Source organism: Pseudomonas grimontii (genome assembly GCF_007858185.1).
Classification (GTDB): Bacteria; Pseudomonadota; Gammaproteobacteria; order Pseudomonadales; family Pseudomonadaceae; genus Aquipseudomonas; species Aquipseudomonas grimontii.
Genome location: NZ_VFES01000021.1, coordinates 55,733 through 71,865, shown reverse-complemented (window position 1 = coordinate 71,865; position 16,133 = coordinate 55,733). Strand labels below are relative to the sequence as shown.

Here is a 16,133-nt window from a genome sequence, read left to right as displayed (position 1 = left end):
AAGTAGCGAGATTGCCGGGTGCAATCCTGACGAAAAGGGCTGCGCCGTCACCGCAGTCGCGACAACCGCCTGTAGCACTTTTTCGCCGTACGGTTACAGCGGCGCGTTTTATTACGGTAAAGTTGCTTACAACTGGTAACACACAGGGGGCGCACCGCTTTTCGCCATGACCGCCATTGAATCCGATCTTTTGCAATTGGCTTACCCTCCGCGGCTCGATCTTGGGCCGCAACTCACTCACGAACAGTTAATGAGCTCGATGCAGGCCACCATGGGCCGGCACAAGGGTGGCCCGGTCTGGCTATTTGCGTATGGTTCGCTGATCTGGCGCCCGGAATGTTCGTCGACCGAACGGGTGCGGGCACGGGTACATGGTTATCACCGGGGCCTGTACCTGTGGTCCCATGAGCATCGGGGTACGCCGGAGTTGCCGGGCTTGGTCTTTGGCCTGGATCGCGGTGGCTCGTGCAGCGGGTTTGCCTACCGCTTGCCGGAAGATCAACTGGAGGCCTCGCTCTACGCCTTGTGGCAGCGCGAGATGCCTTACCCCTCCTACCGGCCGCACTGGCTCAGCTGCCGTCTTGAAGATGGCAGTCAGGTGCAGGCGTTGGGGTTTGTGTTGGAGCGGCACTTGCCCAGTTACGCCGGCAACTTGCCCGATATCGTGCTGAACCATGTGTTGCAAAGCGCTTGCGGGCGTTACGGGACCACTCGCGATTATGTCGAGCAGACCGTCAACGCCCTGCGTAGCCACGCCATGCCAGACAAGAATCTGGAGGCGCGGCTCAAGCGTTGTGCCAAGGATTGCCCAGGCGATTAACGCGCCGAGCTGACGCTGTTGGTGTGCCACAGCGTTGGGATCAGGAACGCGATGGCCAGCAGGCACGCGCCGATCAGCAGCACAAAACCACCGTCCCAGCCGAAATGGTCCACGGTGTAGCCCATGGCCGCACTGGCCGCCACCGAACCGCCCAGGTAGCCGAACAGACCGGTGAAGCCGGCAGCCGTACCGGCGGCTTTCTTCGGGGCCAGTTCCAGCGCCTGCAGGCCGATCAGCATGACCGGGCCGTAGATCAAAAAGCCGATCGAGAACAGCGCGATCATGTCGACCATCGGGTTACCCGGTGGGTTGAGCCAGTACACCAGGGTCGCAACGGTCACCAGCGCCATGAACACGATGCCGGTCAGGCCACGGTTGCCGCGGAAGATCTTGTCCGACATCCAGCCACACAGCAGCGTGCCCGGAATACCTGCCCACTCGTAGAAGAAGTACGCCCAAGACGACTTATCGACCGTGAAGTGCTTGGCTTCCTTGAGGTAGGTTGGCGCCCAGTCCAGTACGCCGTAGCGCAGCAGGTAGACGAACACGTTGGCGAAGGCGATGTACCAAAGCATTTTGTTGCGCAGCACGTACTTGACGAAGATTTCCTTGGCGCTGAATTCGTCTTCGTGGCTGGCATCGTAGCCTTCCGGGTAGTCGTTCTTGTATTGCTCAATCGGTGGCAGGCCCACCGATTGCGGAGTGTCGCGCATGGTAATGAAGGCAAACGCCGCCACCGCCAAGGCCACCGTGGCCGGCACGTAGAAGGCGGCATGCCAGTCGTTGAACCAGGCCATGCCCAGCAGGAACAGCGGGCCGATCAGGCCGCCGCCAACGTTGTGCGCCACGTTCCACACCGATACCACACCGCCGCGTTCTTTCTGCGACCACCAGTGCACCATGGTCCGGCCACTGGGCGGCCAGCCCATACCCTGGGCCCAGCCGTTGATGAACAGCAAAATGAACATCATGGTCACACTGGACGTCGCCCAAGGTGCGAAACCGAAAATGAACATCACTCCCGCCGATACGAGCAGGCCGAAGGGCAGGAAGTAGCGCGGGTTGGAGCGGTCTGACACCAGGCCCATGAGGAACTTGGACAGGCCGTAGGCGATCGCGATGGCCGACATCGCCAGGCCCAGCTCACCCCGGGTATAACCCTCGTCGATCAGGTAGGGCATGGCCAGGGAGAAGTTTTTGCGCAGCAGGTAGTACCCGGCATAACCGAAGAAAATACCGGCGAAGATCTGCCAGCGCAGCCGTCGGTAGGTACTGTCTATTTTTTCTTCAGGCAGAGGTGCCTGGTGCGCGGCAGGACGAAAGAAAGCAAACATTCAAAAGCTCCAGATTTCTTGTTTTGACTGCGGATGCGAATGTTACAGTTTCGTTACCGAAAATAGCATCGCTTCTTATCTGCGAATACAGGAAATGAGAGTAGGAGCATGTTCTCTTACGAACACCGAAGATCAAATGTGGGAGGGGGCTTGCCCCCGATAGCGGTAGGTCAGTCAGCTTATCTGTAGCCGACCCACTGCCATCGGGGGCAAGCCCTCTCCCACATTTGATTACATTTAAGGTCGGTTAGCGGGTTTGGACGACCACCTTGCCTACCGCCCGGCGCTGCCCCAGGTCATTGATCGCCTGGGCAGCCTGCTCCAGCGGATACACCTGCGACACCAGTGGCTTGAGCTTGCCCTCACCGTACCAAGTGAACAGTTGCTGGAAGTTCGCCGCATTGTCCTGCGGCTGGCGCTGGGCAAACGAGCCCCAGAACACCCCGACCACCGCTGCGCCCTTGAGCAGCGCCAGGTTCACCGGCAGCTCCGGGATGCGCCCGCTGGCAAAACCCACCACCAGCAGGCGGCCGTTCCAGGCGATGGCGCGGATGGCCTGGTCAAACAGGTCGCCGCCCACCGGATCGTAGATCACATCGGCGCCGTTGCCGTCGGTCAGGCGCTTGATCTCGTCCTTGAGGTTGGCTTCGTTGTAATTGATGAGTTCATCGGCGCCGGCGGCCTTGGCCACGGCGAGTTTGTCGGCGCTGCTCGCGGCGGCGATCACCCGCGCGCCCATGGCCTTGCCGATTTCCACGGCGGCCAGGCCCACGCCGCCGGAAGCGCCGAGTACCAGCAGGGTTTCGCCGTGTTGCAGGTTGGCGCGTTGTTTGAGCGCGTGCATCGAGGTGCCGTAGGTCATGCTGAAGGCGGCGGCGGTGTTGAAGTCCATGCTCGGCGGGATCGGCAGCACGTTGTAGCCCGGCACCGCGACCTGCTCGGCAAAGCTGCCCCAGCCGGTGAGCGCCATGACCCGGTCGCCGACTTTCAGGTGGCTGACCTTTTCGCCCACTTCGCTGACCACGCCCGCGGCCTCGCCACCCGGCGAGAACGGGAAGGGCGGCTTGAACTGGTATTTGCCCTCGATGATCAGGGTGTCGGGGAAGTTGACCCCGGCGGCGTGCACGTCCAGCAGGATTTCGTTCTTCTTGATCGCCGGGCTGGCGATTTCTTCCAGCACCAGGGTTTCGGCGGGGCCGAAGGCTTTGCACAGCACAGCTTTCATCGGGCTATTCCTTTTGGTGTCGTGGCCGATAAGTGTAGGAGGGTAGGCCTGTGGGTCAACGAGCATGCTCGGCCCTGATAAGTCGCCATAAGCTTGTGCTCTGCCTTGCTAGCGTTATGCTACCCGGCAACCGAATGTGAGGAATGAACTGTGAAAGCGTGGATCCTGTTGATGCTGGCCCTGACCTTGCCGATGGCAGCCCAGGCCGAAGAAGCCAAAGAAGGTGCGGCGCCGAAGGTCAGTTATATCAGCCTGAGCCCGCCGTTCGTGGGTAACTACGGCCTGGATGGCACGGCCAAGCTCAAAGTGTTCAAGGCCGACATCGCCCTGCGCGTGACTGGCGAGGAAGCCGCCAAAGCGGTCAAGGCCAACGACGCATTGATCCGTAACCAGTTGGTCGCGCTATTCACCCAGCAGACCAATGAGACGATGAGCACTGTCGAGGGCAAGGAAAAGCTGCGCCAGGAAGCGCTGAAGCAAACCCAGCAAGTGATGAACGACGAGACGGGCAAGCCCATGGTGGAAGATCTGTTGTTCAATAACCTGATCATTCAGTAACGCGCTGCCCCGTAGATACCGTCTTATCCAAAACCGCGCAAACCCCGTAGCAGCTGCCGAGCGCAAGCGAGGCTGCGTAGGGCGCTACTCGGTCCTGAATCGGCAGCGCGGCCGACGCAGCCTCGCTTGCGCTCGGCAGCTGCTACGTGGGCTTCGTCAGGAAGCCAGGCTCTTCCTGAACCGCGCCAATGCCACCGCAAAAAACAACAACCCAATCCCCGCCAGGGCCAACAAATCCGGCCACACCACGCTGACCCCCGCATCGCGAAACAAAATCGCTGCGCTCAGGCTCACAAAGTGCGTCGACGGCGAGCCCTGCATCACCCACTGCAACCACTCGGGCATGCTGTCCAGCGGTGTACTGCCGCCTGACAACAGCAGCATCGGGATAATCACCGGGATCGCCAGCAAGCCGAACTGTGGCGTGGAGCGGGCGAGGGTGGCGAGGAAGATCCCCAGTGCCGTACTGGCAAACAGGTACAACGCGGTCACGAACAGAAACAGTCCCAGCGACCCGGCCAGTGGCACGCCGAGCAGCCCTTTGACCACCACCTCCAGCGATAGCCAGGTGCACAGCACCACCACCAGCATATTGCTCCAGATTTTCGCCAGCATGATTTCCAGCGCCGTCAGCGGCAGCACCAGCAGGTGGTCGAGGGTGCCGTGCTCGCGCTCTCGCAGCAACGCGGTGCCCGTGAGCACGATGGCCAGGATGGTGATGTTGTTGACGATCTGGATCACCGCCAGGAACCAGCCGCCCTCCAGGTTGGTGTTGAACAGTGAGCGGGTCGTGAGCAGTGCGGGCGCTTGGGTTGCGGCATCGGTTTGCCCGCTGTAGTTGAGCAACTCGCGCTGGAAGATCCGCCCGATATAGCCTGCGCCCATGAACGCCTGACTCATCGCCGTGGCGTCGACGTTCACCTGCACGCCAGGCTGGCGACCGGCCAACAGGTCGGCCTGGAAGTTGGCTGGCACGTTGATTACGAAGGTGTACTGGCCGCTGTCCATCACCTTGTCCAACTGGTCATAGGCCAACGGCGCCGGGGGTTGGAACTCGGGCGGTTGCAGCGCCTCGGCCATTTGCCGTGAGAGCGCGCTGTGGTCTTCATCGACAAACGCCACGCTGGCGTTGTGCACGCCGATCACCGAGCCGGCGGCGGGCATGTAGATGGCGACGGTGAAGGCGTAGAACAGAAACAGCAGCAATACGCTGTCGTGACGCAGGCTGGTGAGTTCCTTGATGCCCAGCCGGAAGATGTGTGCGAGCTTGTGCATCAGGCCTCCTGCTTCTTGAGCATGACCAGGCTCAACCCGGTGAACCCGATAAAGAAGCCGAACAGCGCCAGGCATTGTGGCCACAACTGGCGCAGATCCAGGGCCTTGGTGAAGGTGCCCACGGCAATATCCAAAAAGTGCCCGGCCGGAAACAGCGTGCCCATCAAGGCAGCGGCGCCTTCCAGGGACGAGCGCGGCACGATCAGCCCGGAAAACTGGATGGTTGGCAGGCTGGTGATGATCATGGTGCCGAGGATCGCCGCGATCTGGGTGCGGGTGAACGCGGAAATCAACAGGCCCATGCTGGTGGTGGCCAGTACATACAGCAGCCCGCCAAACGCCAACGTCAGGCCGCTGCCCTTGAACGGTACGCCGAACAGCCAGCGATTCATCGCCACCAGCAGCGCCAGGTTGACCAGACTCACGGCCAGGTAGGGAGCCTGCTTGCCCAACAGAAACTCCAGGCGCGTCAGCGGTGTGGCGTAGAAGTTGGTGATCGAGCCCAATTCTTTCTCGCGCACGATGCCCAGGGCGGTGAGCATCGCCGGGATAAACGCCAGGATCAGTGCCATCACGCCCGGGCCGATGGCGTTCACGCTGACCACGTCCTGGTTATAACGAAAACGAGTTTCGAGCTTGGCGGCGGCCTGGTTGCTGCGGGGTTGGCTGCTCAGTTCAGCCAGTTGCTGCAGGTTGCCTTGGTGCACCGCCTCCACATAGTTGCGGCTGGTTTCCGCACGAAACGGCATGCCGCCATCGAGCCACGCGGCCACGGTGGGTTGGCGACCGGCATAGAGATCGCGACCAAAGCCGGGCGGGATCTCCAGGGCCAGTTTGATTTCCGAGCGTTGCAGGCGTCGGTGCAATTCATTGGCATCCTGGATCGGCGCCTGCTCGGCGAAGTAGCGCGAGCTGCGGAAGGCTTCCAGGTAGGTGCGGCTTTGTGGCGTCTGGTCCTGGTCGTAGACGGCGAAGGCGAGGTTTTCCACGTCCAGGGAAATGCCGTAGCCGAAGATCACCATCATGAACATCGCGCCGAGCAGGGCGAAGGCCATGCGCACTTTGTCGCGCAGCAACTCCTTGCCTTCGCGGCTGGCCACGGCCAACAGGCGGGACAGGCTGAAACCACGCTTGCTGATGGGCGGCGCATGGGTTTCGCTGACGGTTTTGGCGGGCGGGGCGGGTTCGGCATCGCCTTGGGCGTGCTCCAGGCAGGTGACGAACGCGGCTTCCAGGGTGTCGCCGTTGAACTGCCGTTGCAGTGCGTCCGGCGTGTCGCAGGCGAGTACCTTGCCGGCATGCATCAAGGAGATGCGGTCACAGCGCTGGGCTTCATTCATGAAATGGGTGGACAGGAAGATCGTCACCCCTTGTTCGCGGGACAACTCGATCAACAGCCGCCAGAAATCATCCCGCGCTGCTGGGTCGACGCCCGAGGTGGGCTCATCGAGGATCAACACTTCCGGGCGATGCAGCACCGCCACGGCCAATGACAAGCGTTGGCGCAGGCCGAGGGGCAGCTCCCCGGACGGCTGCTCGGCCACTTCACCGAGGTCGAAGCGCTGGATCAGTTCATCGATGCGCGGGCCGCTGTCGGCCTTGGGCAAATCGAACAGTTGTGCATGCAGCACCAGGTTCTGGCGCACGCTGAGCTCGCCATACAGCGAGAAGCTTTGCGACATGAAACCTACGCGCTTGCGGGTGGCCAGGTCCTTGGCGTTCACCGGGTTGCCCAGCAGCGTGGCGCTGCCTTCAGTGGCCGGCATCAGCCCGGTGAGGACTTTCATGGTGGTGGTCTTGCCGCAACCGTTGGAGCCGAGGAAGCCGAAGATCTCGCCACGGCCGATGGCAAAACTGACCTTGTTCACCGCCGTGAAGTCCCCGAAGCGCAGGGTCAGGTCGTGGGCTTCGATGGCGATATCGGTGTTGGCGTTTTCCCTTGGCGGGATCACCAGCGGCTGGTTGTCATGGGCGCTGTCGCCCTGGAAGTGGGTGAAGGCCTCATCCAGTTTGCCGCTGGGGGTCGCTGCCGCCAGATCACTGCTGAGCCCGTCGGCGATCAGCTTGCCACGGTCAAGCATCAGGCAATGTTCGAATTGCTCGGCTTCTTCCATGTAGGCCGTGGCCACCAGCAGCGTCAGTTGCGGGCGCTCGCTGCGTACGGTCTCGACCAGTTCCCAGAAGCGCCGCCGCGACAGCGGGTCGACGCCGGTGGTGGGTTCGTCGAGGATCAACAAGTCCGGGTCGTGGATCAGCGCGCAGCACAGGCCGAGCTTCTGCTTCATGCCACCGGAGAGTTTGCCGGCCGGGCGCTCGGCGAAGCGCGCGAGGTCGGTGGCCAGCAGCAAGTTGTGCATGCGCTGGTCGCAGTCGGCTTTGGACAGGCCGAACAGCGTGGCAAAGAAGCGGATGTTTTCGCTGATGGACAGTTCGGGGTACAGGTTGCCGCCCAGGCCCTGGGGCATGAAGGCGATGCGCGGGTACAGGCTGTTGCGGTGACGACGGTCCTGGATGGCGCCGCCGAGCACCTCCAGTTGGCCGTCCTGGAGCTTTTTAACCCCAGCGATCAACCCCAACAGGCTCGACTTGCCCGCCCCATCCGGGCCGATCAGTCCGCAGCGCGTGCCGGTGGGCAGGCTGAAGGCGATGTCGATCAAGGCCTGCTGCTTGCCGTAACGGTGATTGATGCCGGTGGCGTGCAGCGCCAGGTCGGTCATTGCAGGTTGGCCGGCCAGTCGATATCAGCCATGCGCACGTAGCCGGCGCCGGGCATGCCCGGTTTGGCCTGGGGCACGGCGCTGGGTTGGGTCAGGCGCAGCTTGACGCGAAATACCAGTTTTTGTCGTTCGTCGCGGGTTTCCACTTCCTTGGGGGTGAACTGCGACTTGGCGGCGACAAAACTGATCTTGGCCGGCAGCGGCTGCTGGGGCAGGGCATCGAGCAGGATGCGTGCGTCACTGCCCACCGTCAGGCGACCGGTGACGGAGGCGGGCAGGTAGAGGTTCATGTACTGATCCTCGGGATCGATCAGCAACAGCACGCGCCCGCCGGCACCGAGGACCTCGCCGGGCTCGGCCAGGCGCAGTTGGATAATCCCGTCGATGGGCGCGCGCAGGCTGCTGTCATCGATTTCGCTGGTGAGCTGGGCGACTTGAGCCTGTGCGGCACCGATGGCGGCCTTTACCGAATTGACCTGGGCTTGCGCTGCGATCACGGCGGCGTTGCCGGTGTTCTGGCGGGCCTGCTGTTGGTCGATCAACTGGCTACTGGCAAAGCCGCGCTTGTACAGCTCCTGGGTGCGCTTGAGTTCCTGATGGGCCAGCAGTTGCTCGCTTTGGCGCAGTTGCACATTGGCTTCTGCGGCGGCGAAATTTTCCTTGGCACGCAGTACTTCAGCTTCGGCCTGGGCGCGTTGGGCTTCCAGGGTGCGGGTGTCCATGCGCGCCAGCAGTTGGCCCTTGAGCACCTTGTCACCTTCATCCACCCGCACCTCGGCCAGGCGCCCGGGGATCTTGGCGGCAATCTGCACTTCGGTGGATTCCAGGCGGCCATTGCCCATGCTCAGGCCGTCGGGCAAGCGATCCTGGGTGGAGCGCCAGTAACCAAAGCCGCCAGCGCCCACTAACAGAGCGATCAACGCGATAGCGAAAACGCGGGAGGTGTGATGATTCGTCGACATGGCTGCTTCCTGCGGCATTAACGACCCAGTGTGACCGGTTTTGCCCTGGAGGGTTTTGATTCCGGTCAGTTAAAGCAGATCCATGATCACGGCCCATTGCGCTGGCGTGACCGCCATCACGGAAAGACGACTGCCTTTTTGTACCAATGGCAATTCGGCGAGGGCGGTTTGCTGTTTCAGGTAGCCCAGGCCCAGCACCTTGGGAAAGGTCTGGACGTGCGCGACGTTGATCGCACTCCACGGGTTTTTCTCCGGGCTGGCCTTGGCGTCGAAGTAATGGCTGTCCGACTCCAGCGCGGTAGGGTCGGGGTAGGCGGCTTCGATGATTTTGCCGATGCCGGCAATGCCCGGCTCGGGGCAACTGGAGTGGTAGAAGAAAAATTGGTCACCCACCGCCATGGCGCGCAGGAAGTTGCGTGCCTGGTAGTTGCGCACCCCGTCCCAGCGCGCTTCGCCAAGCTTTTCCAGGCCGTTGATGGAGAGTTCGTCGGGCTCGGATTTCATCAGCCAGTAGGCCATTTTTGCGCTCCTGAAAAAGGCAGTGGGCAAGTTGTCAGGCAATTTGATGACAAACCGACAGTCGGTTGGCGTCAAGGTTTGCGTGTTGGTTCACGTTATCGCAGAATGCCGGGATTTTAAGCTTGACGCAGCTGCAACGGACTACCTTGGAACGTTGTTGTCATCGTGTACGAGGTGCCTGAAGGGGGGCAATCGATGCAACGTAAACCGGATTTACTATGGATATTGGTGATTTTATTTGGTCTGGGCGTCGTGACCACCGGGTATGCGCAAAGCTTGTGGTCGAACAAGACCGATGCGCCGGTTGAACTGGCTCAGCAGCAGCCGCAACCTTTCAAGCGTTAACCCTTCTTCAAGGCGCCGCGGCTTCCAGCGGCGTTTCTGCGACATACCACTGCTTGTCGGTGATGGTGCCAGCCAATGGCACATCCCAGCTGGCCTGTGCCAATCGATCGACCTTCTGACATTCATGGGCCAGGCCCAGCAGTGTCGGCTTGCGCCAGCCCTGGCGACGCGCCAGGTAGGCGAGGCTGCGGTCGTAGAAACCGCCGCCCATGCCCAGGCGGCCACCTGCATCATCGAACCCCACCAACGGCAGCAACACCAGATCCAGCGCCCACACCTTGCGCTGGCGCCTGGCATTGACCCGTGGCTCCAGAATGCGAAAGCGGTTGGGCAGCAACTTTTCCCCAGGCTTCACGCGCTGAAACACCATCTTGGTCCGTGGCCAGGCGCTGAGCACCGGCAGGTAAGTGGCCTTGCCCCGGCGCTGTGCCGCGCGCAGCAGCAGGCGCGGATCAATTTCACCGTCCGTCGGTAGATACAAGGAAATATGTTTGGCCCGGCGAAACAGCGGGTGCTGCGCCAATTGCCGATACAGGCCGTGGGCGGCCTGGCGCTGCTCGCTCGGCGTGAGGGCGCGGCGAGCTTTGCGCAACATGCGTCGAAGGTGCGGACGGGAAAGCGGCGCAGGTTCGTTCATGGTTTTCGGCTCATAAAACAATGCCAGTCCGGGGACTGGCATTGAGTTCTGGAATTCAGGCTCCCCGACAGAGCCGCTGTCGACTTAGCCCTTGAACCCGAAAGTTCAAGGTGGAAGATGCAGTAGGCTTTAAGGCTTTCCGTCTAGCGGACATGCACACCAGCCCAACGTGCAACTTCCAGGGTAGTGCGAATCGGCTCAGGGACATCGCCGACTGGCAAACACGCCAGGGAGTGGGGCGAGTATACCTTAAACAGTCGCGGCAATCAGCCCTTGGGTGCCTCTGAGTCGCTGGAAAGCACCAGATCGACGCGTTCGAGCAGGTCACGCACCTGCTCGCGTGTCGACCCGCTGGCCTGTACGTCAGGGCGCTCCTGCTTATGCAGCAGATCGTGGGTAATGTTCAGCGCGGCCATCACGGCGATGCGATCGGCGCCGATCACTTTGCCGCTGCTGCGGATTTCACGCATCTTGCCGTCCAGGTAGCGGGCGGCGCTCACCAGGTTGCTGCGCTCTTCCTGTGGGCAGATGATCGAATATTCTTTGTCGAGGATCTGCACGGTGACGCTATTGCTTGAACTCATGAGTCTTGCTCCAGGGCCTTCAGGCGCGAAATCATCGATTCGACCTTACGCCGGGCGATTTCGTTTTTTTCAATGAGGTGAGCGCGTTCCTCGCGCCAGGTCTTTTCCTGAGCTAATAGGAGTCCGTTTTGGCTCTTAAGTTGCTCGACCCGAGTAATTAGCAATTCGAGTCTGGCCATCAGCGCTTGCAGGTCGGTGTCTTCCATTGGGTTCCACTGGATTTGTCTGATGAATGGCAACTGCAGGATAAACGATCTGACGCCCTTGATAGTCTTGGTACGTCTGCCGGTGCTAGGATACAGCGCTCCATTCTAGACATTGCGCCGTCTGGCGCCTAGCTCACCATGCCCATTCAGAACTCCCCGTACGATGCTTTTTCCAAACTGCTGAGCACCAGCGGTCATCCTTGCTCGCCTGCCGAACTGCACGGCGTGCTGCTCGGCCGCAGCTGCACCGGCGTTGGCTTTGATGCCGACAACTGGCTGGCCGATGTGGCCGAGCTGCTGGAAACCGAACCGACCGAAAACGTGCGTAACGCGCTGATCGGCCTGCAAGAGATGGTCAAGGGCGAGCTGACCGGTGACGACGTCACCGTGGTCCTGCTGCTGCCGACCGACGATGCACCGCTCACCGAACGCGCCGCCGCACTGGGCCAATGGTGCCAGGGCTTCCTCCACGGTTTCGGCGTGAATGCTGGTGGCCTTGAACTGAGCACCGACGCCAAGGAAGTGCTGCAGGACCTGGCGGCCATCTCCCAGGTGCAAGATGCCCTGGAAGAGTCCGAAGACGGCGAAGGCGACTACATGGAAGTCATGGAATACCTGCGCGTCGCGCCGTTGCTGCTGTTCACCGAGACCAAGAAGTCCGCTGAGCCTGCCGCACCCAAGCCTTCGCTGCACTAAGAAAGGAAGCCAATCTGCCCATGATCCATATCCCCAAAGCGGAATACACCCGGCGCCGCAAGGCGCTCATGGCGCAGATGGAACCCAACAGCATCGCGATCCTGCCGGCCGCCGCCGTGGCTATCCGCAATCGCGATGTGGAGCACGTCTACCGCCAGGACAGCGACTTCCAGTACCTGAGCGGTTTCCCCGAACCGGAAGCTGTGATCGTGCTGATGCCCGGCCGCCAGCATGGCGAGTACGTGCTGTTCTGCCGCGAACGCAACGCCGAGCGCGAGTTGTGGGACGGCCTGCGTGCCGGCACCGAAGGCGCAATCCGTGACTTTGGCGCCGACGATGCCTTCCCCATCACCGATATCGACGACATCCTGCCAGGCCTGATCGAAGGCCGCGACCGGGTGTACTCGGCCATGGGCAGCAACGCCGAATTCGATCGGCACCTGATGGAGTGGATCAACGTCATCCGCTCTAAAGCGCACCTTGGCGCCCAGCCACCGAACGAATTTGTTGCCCTGGATCATCTGCTCCACGACATGCGCCTGTATAAATCGGCGGCGGAAGTAAAGGTGATGCGCGAGGCTGCGCGAATTTCCTGTGCGGCCCATGTGAAGGCGATGCAAGCCAGCCGCGCCGGCTTGCATGAGTTCAGCCTGGAAGCCGAACTGGATTACGAATTCCGCAAGGGCGGCGCGAAGATGCCGGCCTACGGCTCCATCGTCGCCGCCGGGCGCAACAGCTGCATCCTGCATTACCAGCAGAATGACGCCGTGCTCAAGGACGGCGACCTGGTGCTGATCGATGCCGGTTGCGAAATCGACTGCTACGCCAGCGACATCACGCGCACCTGGCCGGTCAACGGCAAATTTTCACCGGAACAGAAGGCGATCTATGAAATCGTGCTGGCTTCCCAGGAAGCCGCCTTTGCCGAGATCGCGCCGAACAAGCATTGGAACCAGGCCCACGAGGCGACGGTGCAGGTCATCACTGCCGGGCTGGTGAAGCTGGGGTTGCTGAAGGGCGACATCGACGAGCTGATCGCCATTGAAGCCTACAAGCCCTTCTATATGCACCGCGCCGGCCATTGGCTGGGGATGGATGTGCATGACGTGGGCGAGTACAAGGTGGGCGGCGAATGGCGTGTGCTGGAAGTCGGCATGGCGTTGACCGTGGAACCGGGCATCTACATTTCGCCGGATAACCAGACCGTAGCGAAGAAATGGCGTGGCATTGGCGTACGCATCGAGGACGACGTGGTGGTGACCAAGCAAGGCTGTGAAATTCTGACCGGCGGCGCACCCAAGGGCGTCGTTGAAATCGAAGCCCTGATGGCGGCTGCCCGATGAGCCGGGTCAACCTGGCGATTATCGGTGGCGGCCTGGTGGGCGCGAGCCTGGCGCTGGCGTTGCAGGCCGGGGCCAAGGCGCGTGGCTGGAAGATCGTGCTGATCGAACCCTTCGCGCCCGGCGACAGCTACCAGCCAAGCTACGATGCGCGGTCTTCGGCGCTGTCCTACGGCGCCCGGCAGATTTATCAGCGCCTGGGCCTGTGGCAACAGATCTCGCGCCGCGCCGAACCGATCAAGCAGATCCATGTGTCGGACCGTGGGCGCTTCTCCACCGCGCGGCTGTCGGCCATGGAGGAAGGCGTGCCGGCCCTCGGTTACGTGGTGGAAAACGCCTGGCTTGGCCAATGCCTGTGGCAAGGCCTGGACCAGGACGTGGTGAGTTGGCGCTGCCCGGCGGAAGTCGCGCGCATGGAGCCGTTGCCCGATGGCTACCGCCTGACCCTAAACGATGAAACCGTGCTGGAGTGCGACCTCGCGGTGCTGGCCGACGGCGGCCGCTCCGGCCTGCGCGAGCAACTGGGCATTGGCGTGAAAACCCGCCCGTACAACCAGAGCGCGCTGATCGCCAACGTCACCCCGAGCGAGGCCCACAACGGCGAAGCGTTCGAGCGTTTCACCGATGAAGGCCCCATGGCCCTGCTGCCGCTGCCGGACAACCGTTGTGCCCTGGTGTGGACCCGTATCGGCATGGACGCACAGCGCCTGGCCAATCTCGATGAGCGCAGCTTCTTGAGTGAATTGCAGAGTGTGTTCGGCTACCGCCTGGGCACCCTCAAGCAAGTGGGCGCCCGTCATTTGTATCCGTTGACCCTGGTGGAAGCCGAAGAGCAAGTGCGCTCGCACCTGGCGATCCTCGGCAATGCCGCCCACAGCCTGCACCCGATTGCCGGGCAGGGGTTCAACCTGTCCCTGCGTGATGCGTACGCCTTGGCCGAGGTCTTGCTGGCCGGGCCGGCGGTACCGGGTGACCTGGCGACGTTGCAGGCTTATCGCGAACGTCAGCGCATGGATCAGAAGTTGACCGTGGGGTTCTCCGACCAGGTCACGCGGCTGTTTGGCAGTGCGCAACCGCTGGTCGCCATGGGCCGCAATATGGGCCTGCTGGGCCTGGACCTGTTGCCACCGGCCAAGCGTTGGTTCGCCCGTCAGGCCATGGGCCTGGGTACGCGTCCCGATGCGTAAGTGGTTGGTTGAACGGTTGGGCAAGGCGCGGTTGTTGCGTTGGGTCATGACCCTGTATCCGCCGTACCTGGGCGCCGGGGTCAGCGTGCAGCACATGAGCGCCGATTTTCGTCACGTCAAAGTGCGCCTGGGCCTGGGCTGGTACAACCGCAATTACGTCGGCACGCAATTCGGCGGCAGCCTGTATTCGATGGTCGATCCGTTCTACATGCTGATGTTGATGGAGAACCTGGGCCGCGATTACATCGTGTGGGACAAGGCCGCGAGCATCGATTTCATTTCGCCGGGCAAGGGCCCTGTGTATGCCGAATTTTCCATCGACGAGGCCTTGCTGGATGAGGTGCGTCGACAGACCGAAGGTGGCGAGAAGTACTTGCCCCACCTCAAGGTGCAGATTCATGACGGCTCCGGCACCCTGGTGGCGCGGGTCGACAAAACCCTTTACGTGCGGCGCAAGCCGCCAGCGAGACAGGCTTAAAGCATGGACATGCGCGCAGATGTGCTGATTGTCGGGGCCGGAATGGTCGGAAGCGCCCTGGCGCTGGCGTTGCAGGGCAGTGGCCTGCAAGTGTTGCTGCTCGACGGCAGCCCGCTGAGCGTCAAGCCGTTCGACCGCGCGGCGGCCTTCGAACCGCGTGTAAGCGCTTTGTCGGCTGCCAGCCAACGCATTCTCGAGCGCCTCGGTGTGTGGGATGGCATCGTTGAACGACGCGCCAGCCCCTACGGCGAGATGCAGGTGTGGGACGGCAGCGGCACCGGGCAGATCCACTTTTCGGCCGCCAGTGTGCATGCCGAAGTGCTTGGGCATATCGTCGAGAACCGCGTGGTCCAGGATGCGTTGCTCGACCGTCTGCACGACTGCGACCTGGGCCTGCTGGCGAATGCGCGCCTGGAGCAGATGCGTCGTTCCGGCGATGACTGGCTGCTGACCCTGGCCGATGGTCGCAAATTGCGCGCGCCGCTGGTGGTGGCCGCCGATGGCGCCAACTCCGCCGTGCGCCGCCTGACCGGCACCGCGACCCGTGAATGGGACTACCTGCATAACGCCATCGTTACCAGCGTGCGCAGCAGCCAGCCGCACCAGCGCACGGCCTGGCAACGCTTTACCGACACCGGCCCGCTGGCGTTTTTGCCGCTGGAGCGGGATGGGCAGGAGGACTGGTGTTCGATCGTCTGGTCGACTACGCCGGCTGAATCCGAACGCCTGATGGCGTTGGATGATGAAAGCTTCTGCCGTGAGCTGGAGCGCGCCTTTGAAGGACGCCTTGGCCGCGTGGTCAGCGCCGATCCGCGCGTGTGCGTGCCCTTGCGCCAGCGCCACGCCAAACGCTATGTGGCCGAGGGCCTGGCGTTGATCGGCGACGCCGCCCACGTCATCCACCCATTGGCCGGGCAGGGCGTCAACCTGGGGTTCCTCGATGCGGCGGTGCTGGCCGAAGTGTTGTTGTCGGCCACCGAGCGCGGTGAACGTCTGGCCGATGTGAAGGTGCTCAGCCGTTACGAGCGCCGCCGCATGCCGCATAACTTGGCCTTGATGGCGGCGATGGAAGGCTTTGAGCGCTTGTTCCAGGCCGATCAACTGCCGCTGCGCTGGTTGCGTAATGCCGGGCTGAAGATGGTCGACCAGATGCCCGAAGCCAAGGCCGTGTTTGTGCGCCAGGCCCTCGGGTTGACCGGGGATCTGCCGGACCTGGCCAAGCCCTGACACGTCTGTGCAACATTTGGTAA

17 protein-coding genes and 1 other RNA gene are annotated in these 16,133 nt (G+C 62.2%); 8 read left to right on the top strand and 10 right to left on the bottom strand.

Annotation, left to right across the window (positions count from 1 at the left end; genetic code table 11):
- The first annotated feature begins 166 nt into the window (after nt 1-166).
- Complete coding sequence (locus tag FIV39_RS26365) at nt 167-820, top strand: gamma-glutamylcyclotransferase (protein WP_090401556.1); 654 nt, start codon at nt 167-169, stop codon at nt 818-820.
- Here FIV39_RS26365 and glpT read toward each other — a convergent pair.
- The gene (gene glpT, locus FIV39_RS26360) at nt 817-2,154 is read right to left on the bottom strand and encodes a glycerol-3-phosphate transporter (RefSeq protein WP_065926651.1); all 1,338 of its coding nucleotides are present in this window, start codon (nt 2,152-2,154) and stop codon (nt 817-819) included. The two genes, FIV39_RS26365 and glpT, sit on opposite strands and share 4 nt — an antisense overlap.
- Before the next feature lie 247 nt (nt 2,155-2,401).
- Nucleotides 2,402-3,379, bottom strand: coding sequence for an NADPH:quinone oxidoreductase family protein (locus FIV39_RS26355; RefSeq protein ID WP_090401557.1), 978 nt, complete (start codon nt 3,377-3,379; stop codon nt 2,402-2,404).
- A gap of 150 nt (nt 3,380-3,529) precedes the next feature.
- On the opposite strand from FIV39_RS26355, the gene FIV39_RS26350 reads away from it, so the two are divergent.
- The gene (locus FIV39_RS26350; RefSeq protein ID WP_090401558.1) at nt 3,530-3,937 is read left to right on the top strand and encodes a flagellar basal body-associated protein FliL; all 408 of its coding nucleotides are present in this window, start codon (nt 3,530-3,532) and stop codon (nt 3,935-3,937) included.
- A gap of 156 nt (nt 3,938-4,093) precedes the next feature.
- On the opposite strand, the gene FIV39_RS26345 is transcribed toward FIV39_RS26350, so the two are convergent.
- From FIV39_RS26345 to FIV39_RS26330, 4 genes are all read right to left on the bottom strand, one after another.
- Nucleotides 4,094-5,212 carry an ABC transporter permease gene (locus FIV39_RS26345; RefSeq protein ID WP_090401559.1) on the bottom strand — a complete coding sequence of 373 codons (1,119 nt, stop codon included), beginning with the start codon at nt 5,210-5,212 and terminating at the stop codon, nt 4,094-4,096.
- Complete coding sequence (gene rbbA, locus FIV39_RS26340; RefSeq protein WP_090401560.1) at nt 5,212-7,929, bottom strand: ribosome-associated ATPase/putative transporter RbbA; 2,718 nt, start codon at nt 7,927-7,929, stop codon at nt 5,212-5,214. The genes FIV39_RS26345 and rbbA overlap by 1 nt, the downstream gene beginning before the upstream one ends.
- Nucleotides 7,926-8,891 carry an HlyD family secretion protein gene (locus FIV39_RS26335; protein ID WP_090401561.1) on the bottom strand — a complete coding sequence of 322 codons (966 nt, stop codon included), beginning with the start codon at nt 8,889-8,891 and terminating at the stop codon, nt 7,926-7,928. The genes rbbA and FIV39_RS26335 overlap by 4 nt, the downstream gene beginning before the upstream one ends.
- Nucleotides 8,892-8,960: 69 nt before the next feature.
- Nucleotides 8,961-9,410 (bottom strand): EVE domain-containing protein, encoded by a 450-nt coding sequence (locus FIV39_RS26330; RefSeq protein WP_090401562.1) that lies wholly within the window; start codon nt 9,408-9,410, stop codon nt 8,961-8,963.
- Nucleotides 9,411-9,605: 195 nt separating this feature from the next.
- On the opposite strand from FIV39_RS26330, the gene FIV39_RS33140 reads away from it, so the two are divergent.
- On the top strand, nt 9,606-9,755 hold the full coding sequence (locus FIV39_RS33140) for a hypothetical protein (protein WP_010207387.1): 150 nt from the start codon (nt 9,606-9,608) through the stop codon (nt 9,753-9,755).
- 7 nt (nt 9,756-9,762) lie between these two features.
- Here FIV39_RS33140 and FIV39_RS26325 read toward each other — a convergent pair whose 3' ends face one another.
- From FIV39_RS26325 to FIV39_RS26310, 4 genes are all read right to left on the bottom strand, one after another.
- Nucleotides 9,763-10,392, bottom strand: a complete 630-nt coding sequence (locus tag FIV39_RS26325; RefSeq protein WP_090401563.1) for a 5-formyltetrahydrofolate cyclo-ligase — start codon at nt 10,390-10,392, stop codon at nt 9,763-9,765.
- Between the two features lie 57 nt (nt 10,393-10,449).
- Nucleotides 10,450-10,628, bottom strand: a non-coding RNA gene (ssrS, locus tag FIV39_RS26320) — 6S RNA.
- Nucleotides 10,629-10,658: 30 nt separating this feature from the next.
- Nucleotides 10,659-10,976, bottom strand: a complete 318-nt coding sequence (locus FIV39_RS26315) for a cell division protein ZapA (protein WP_090401564.1) — start codon at nt 10,974-10,976, stop codon at nt 10,659-10,661.
- Nucleotides 10,973-11,182 carry a TIGR02449 family protein gene (locus FIV39_RS26310; RefSeq protein ID WP_007982902.1) on the bottom strand — a complete coding sequence of 70 codons (210 nt, stop codon included), beginning with the start codon at nt 11,180-11,182 and terminating at the stop codon, nt 10,973-10,975. Before FIV39_RS26310 ends, FIV39_RS26315 begins: the two co-directional genes overlap by 4 nt.
- 138 nt (nt 11,183-11,320) lie before the next feature.
- On the opposite strand from FIV39_RS26310, the gene FIV39_RS26305 reads away from it, so the two are divergent.
- The 5 genes from FIV39_RS26305 to FIV39_RS26285 are packed head-to-tail and all read left to right on the top strand — an operon-like array spanning nt 11,321 to nt 16,110.
- Complete coding sequence (locus tag FIV39_RS26305) at nt 11,321-11,878, top strand: YecA/YgfB family protein (RefSeq protein ID WP_017739071.1); 558 nt, start codon at nt 11,321-11,323, stop codon at nt 11,876-11,878.
- A 20-nt stretch (nt 11,879-11,898) separates the two neighbouring features.
- A complete protein-coding gene (pepP, locus tag FIV39_RS26300) occupies nt 11,899-13,221 on the top strand; it encodes a Xaa-Pro aminopeptidase (RefSeq protein WP_090401565.1) in 1,323 nt (440 codons plus the stop codon).
- Complete coding sequence (ubiH, locus tag FIV39_RS26295; protein ID WP_090401566.1) at nt 13,218-14,405, top strand: 2-octaprenyl-6-methoxyphenyl hydroxylase; 1,188 nt, start codon at nt 13,218-13,220, stop codon at nt 14,403-14,405. The genes pepP and ubiH overlap by 4 nt, the downstream gene beginning before the upstream one ends.
- Nucleotides 14,398-14,883: a DUF4442 domain-containing protein gene (locus tag FIV39_RS26290; RefSeq protein ID WP_090401567.1), complete on the top strand. Its 486-nt coding sequence runs from the start codon at nt 14,398-14,400 to the stop codon at nt 14,881-14,883. Before ubiH ends, FIV39_RS26290 begins: the two co-directional genes overlap by 8 nt.
- A gap of 9 nt (nt 14,884-14,892) precedes the next feature.
- Entirely contained in the window at nt 14,893-16,110 is a 1,218-nt protein-coding gene (locus FIV39_RS26285) for a 2-octaprenyl-3-methyl-6-methoxy-1,4-benzoquinol hydroxylase (RefSeq protein ID WP_167361145.1), read from the top strand.
- Nucleotides 16,111-16,133 lie beyond the last annotated feature (23 nt).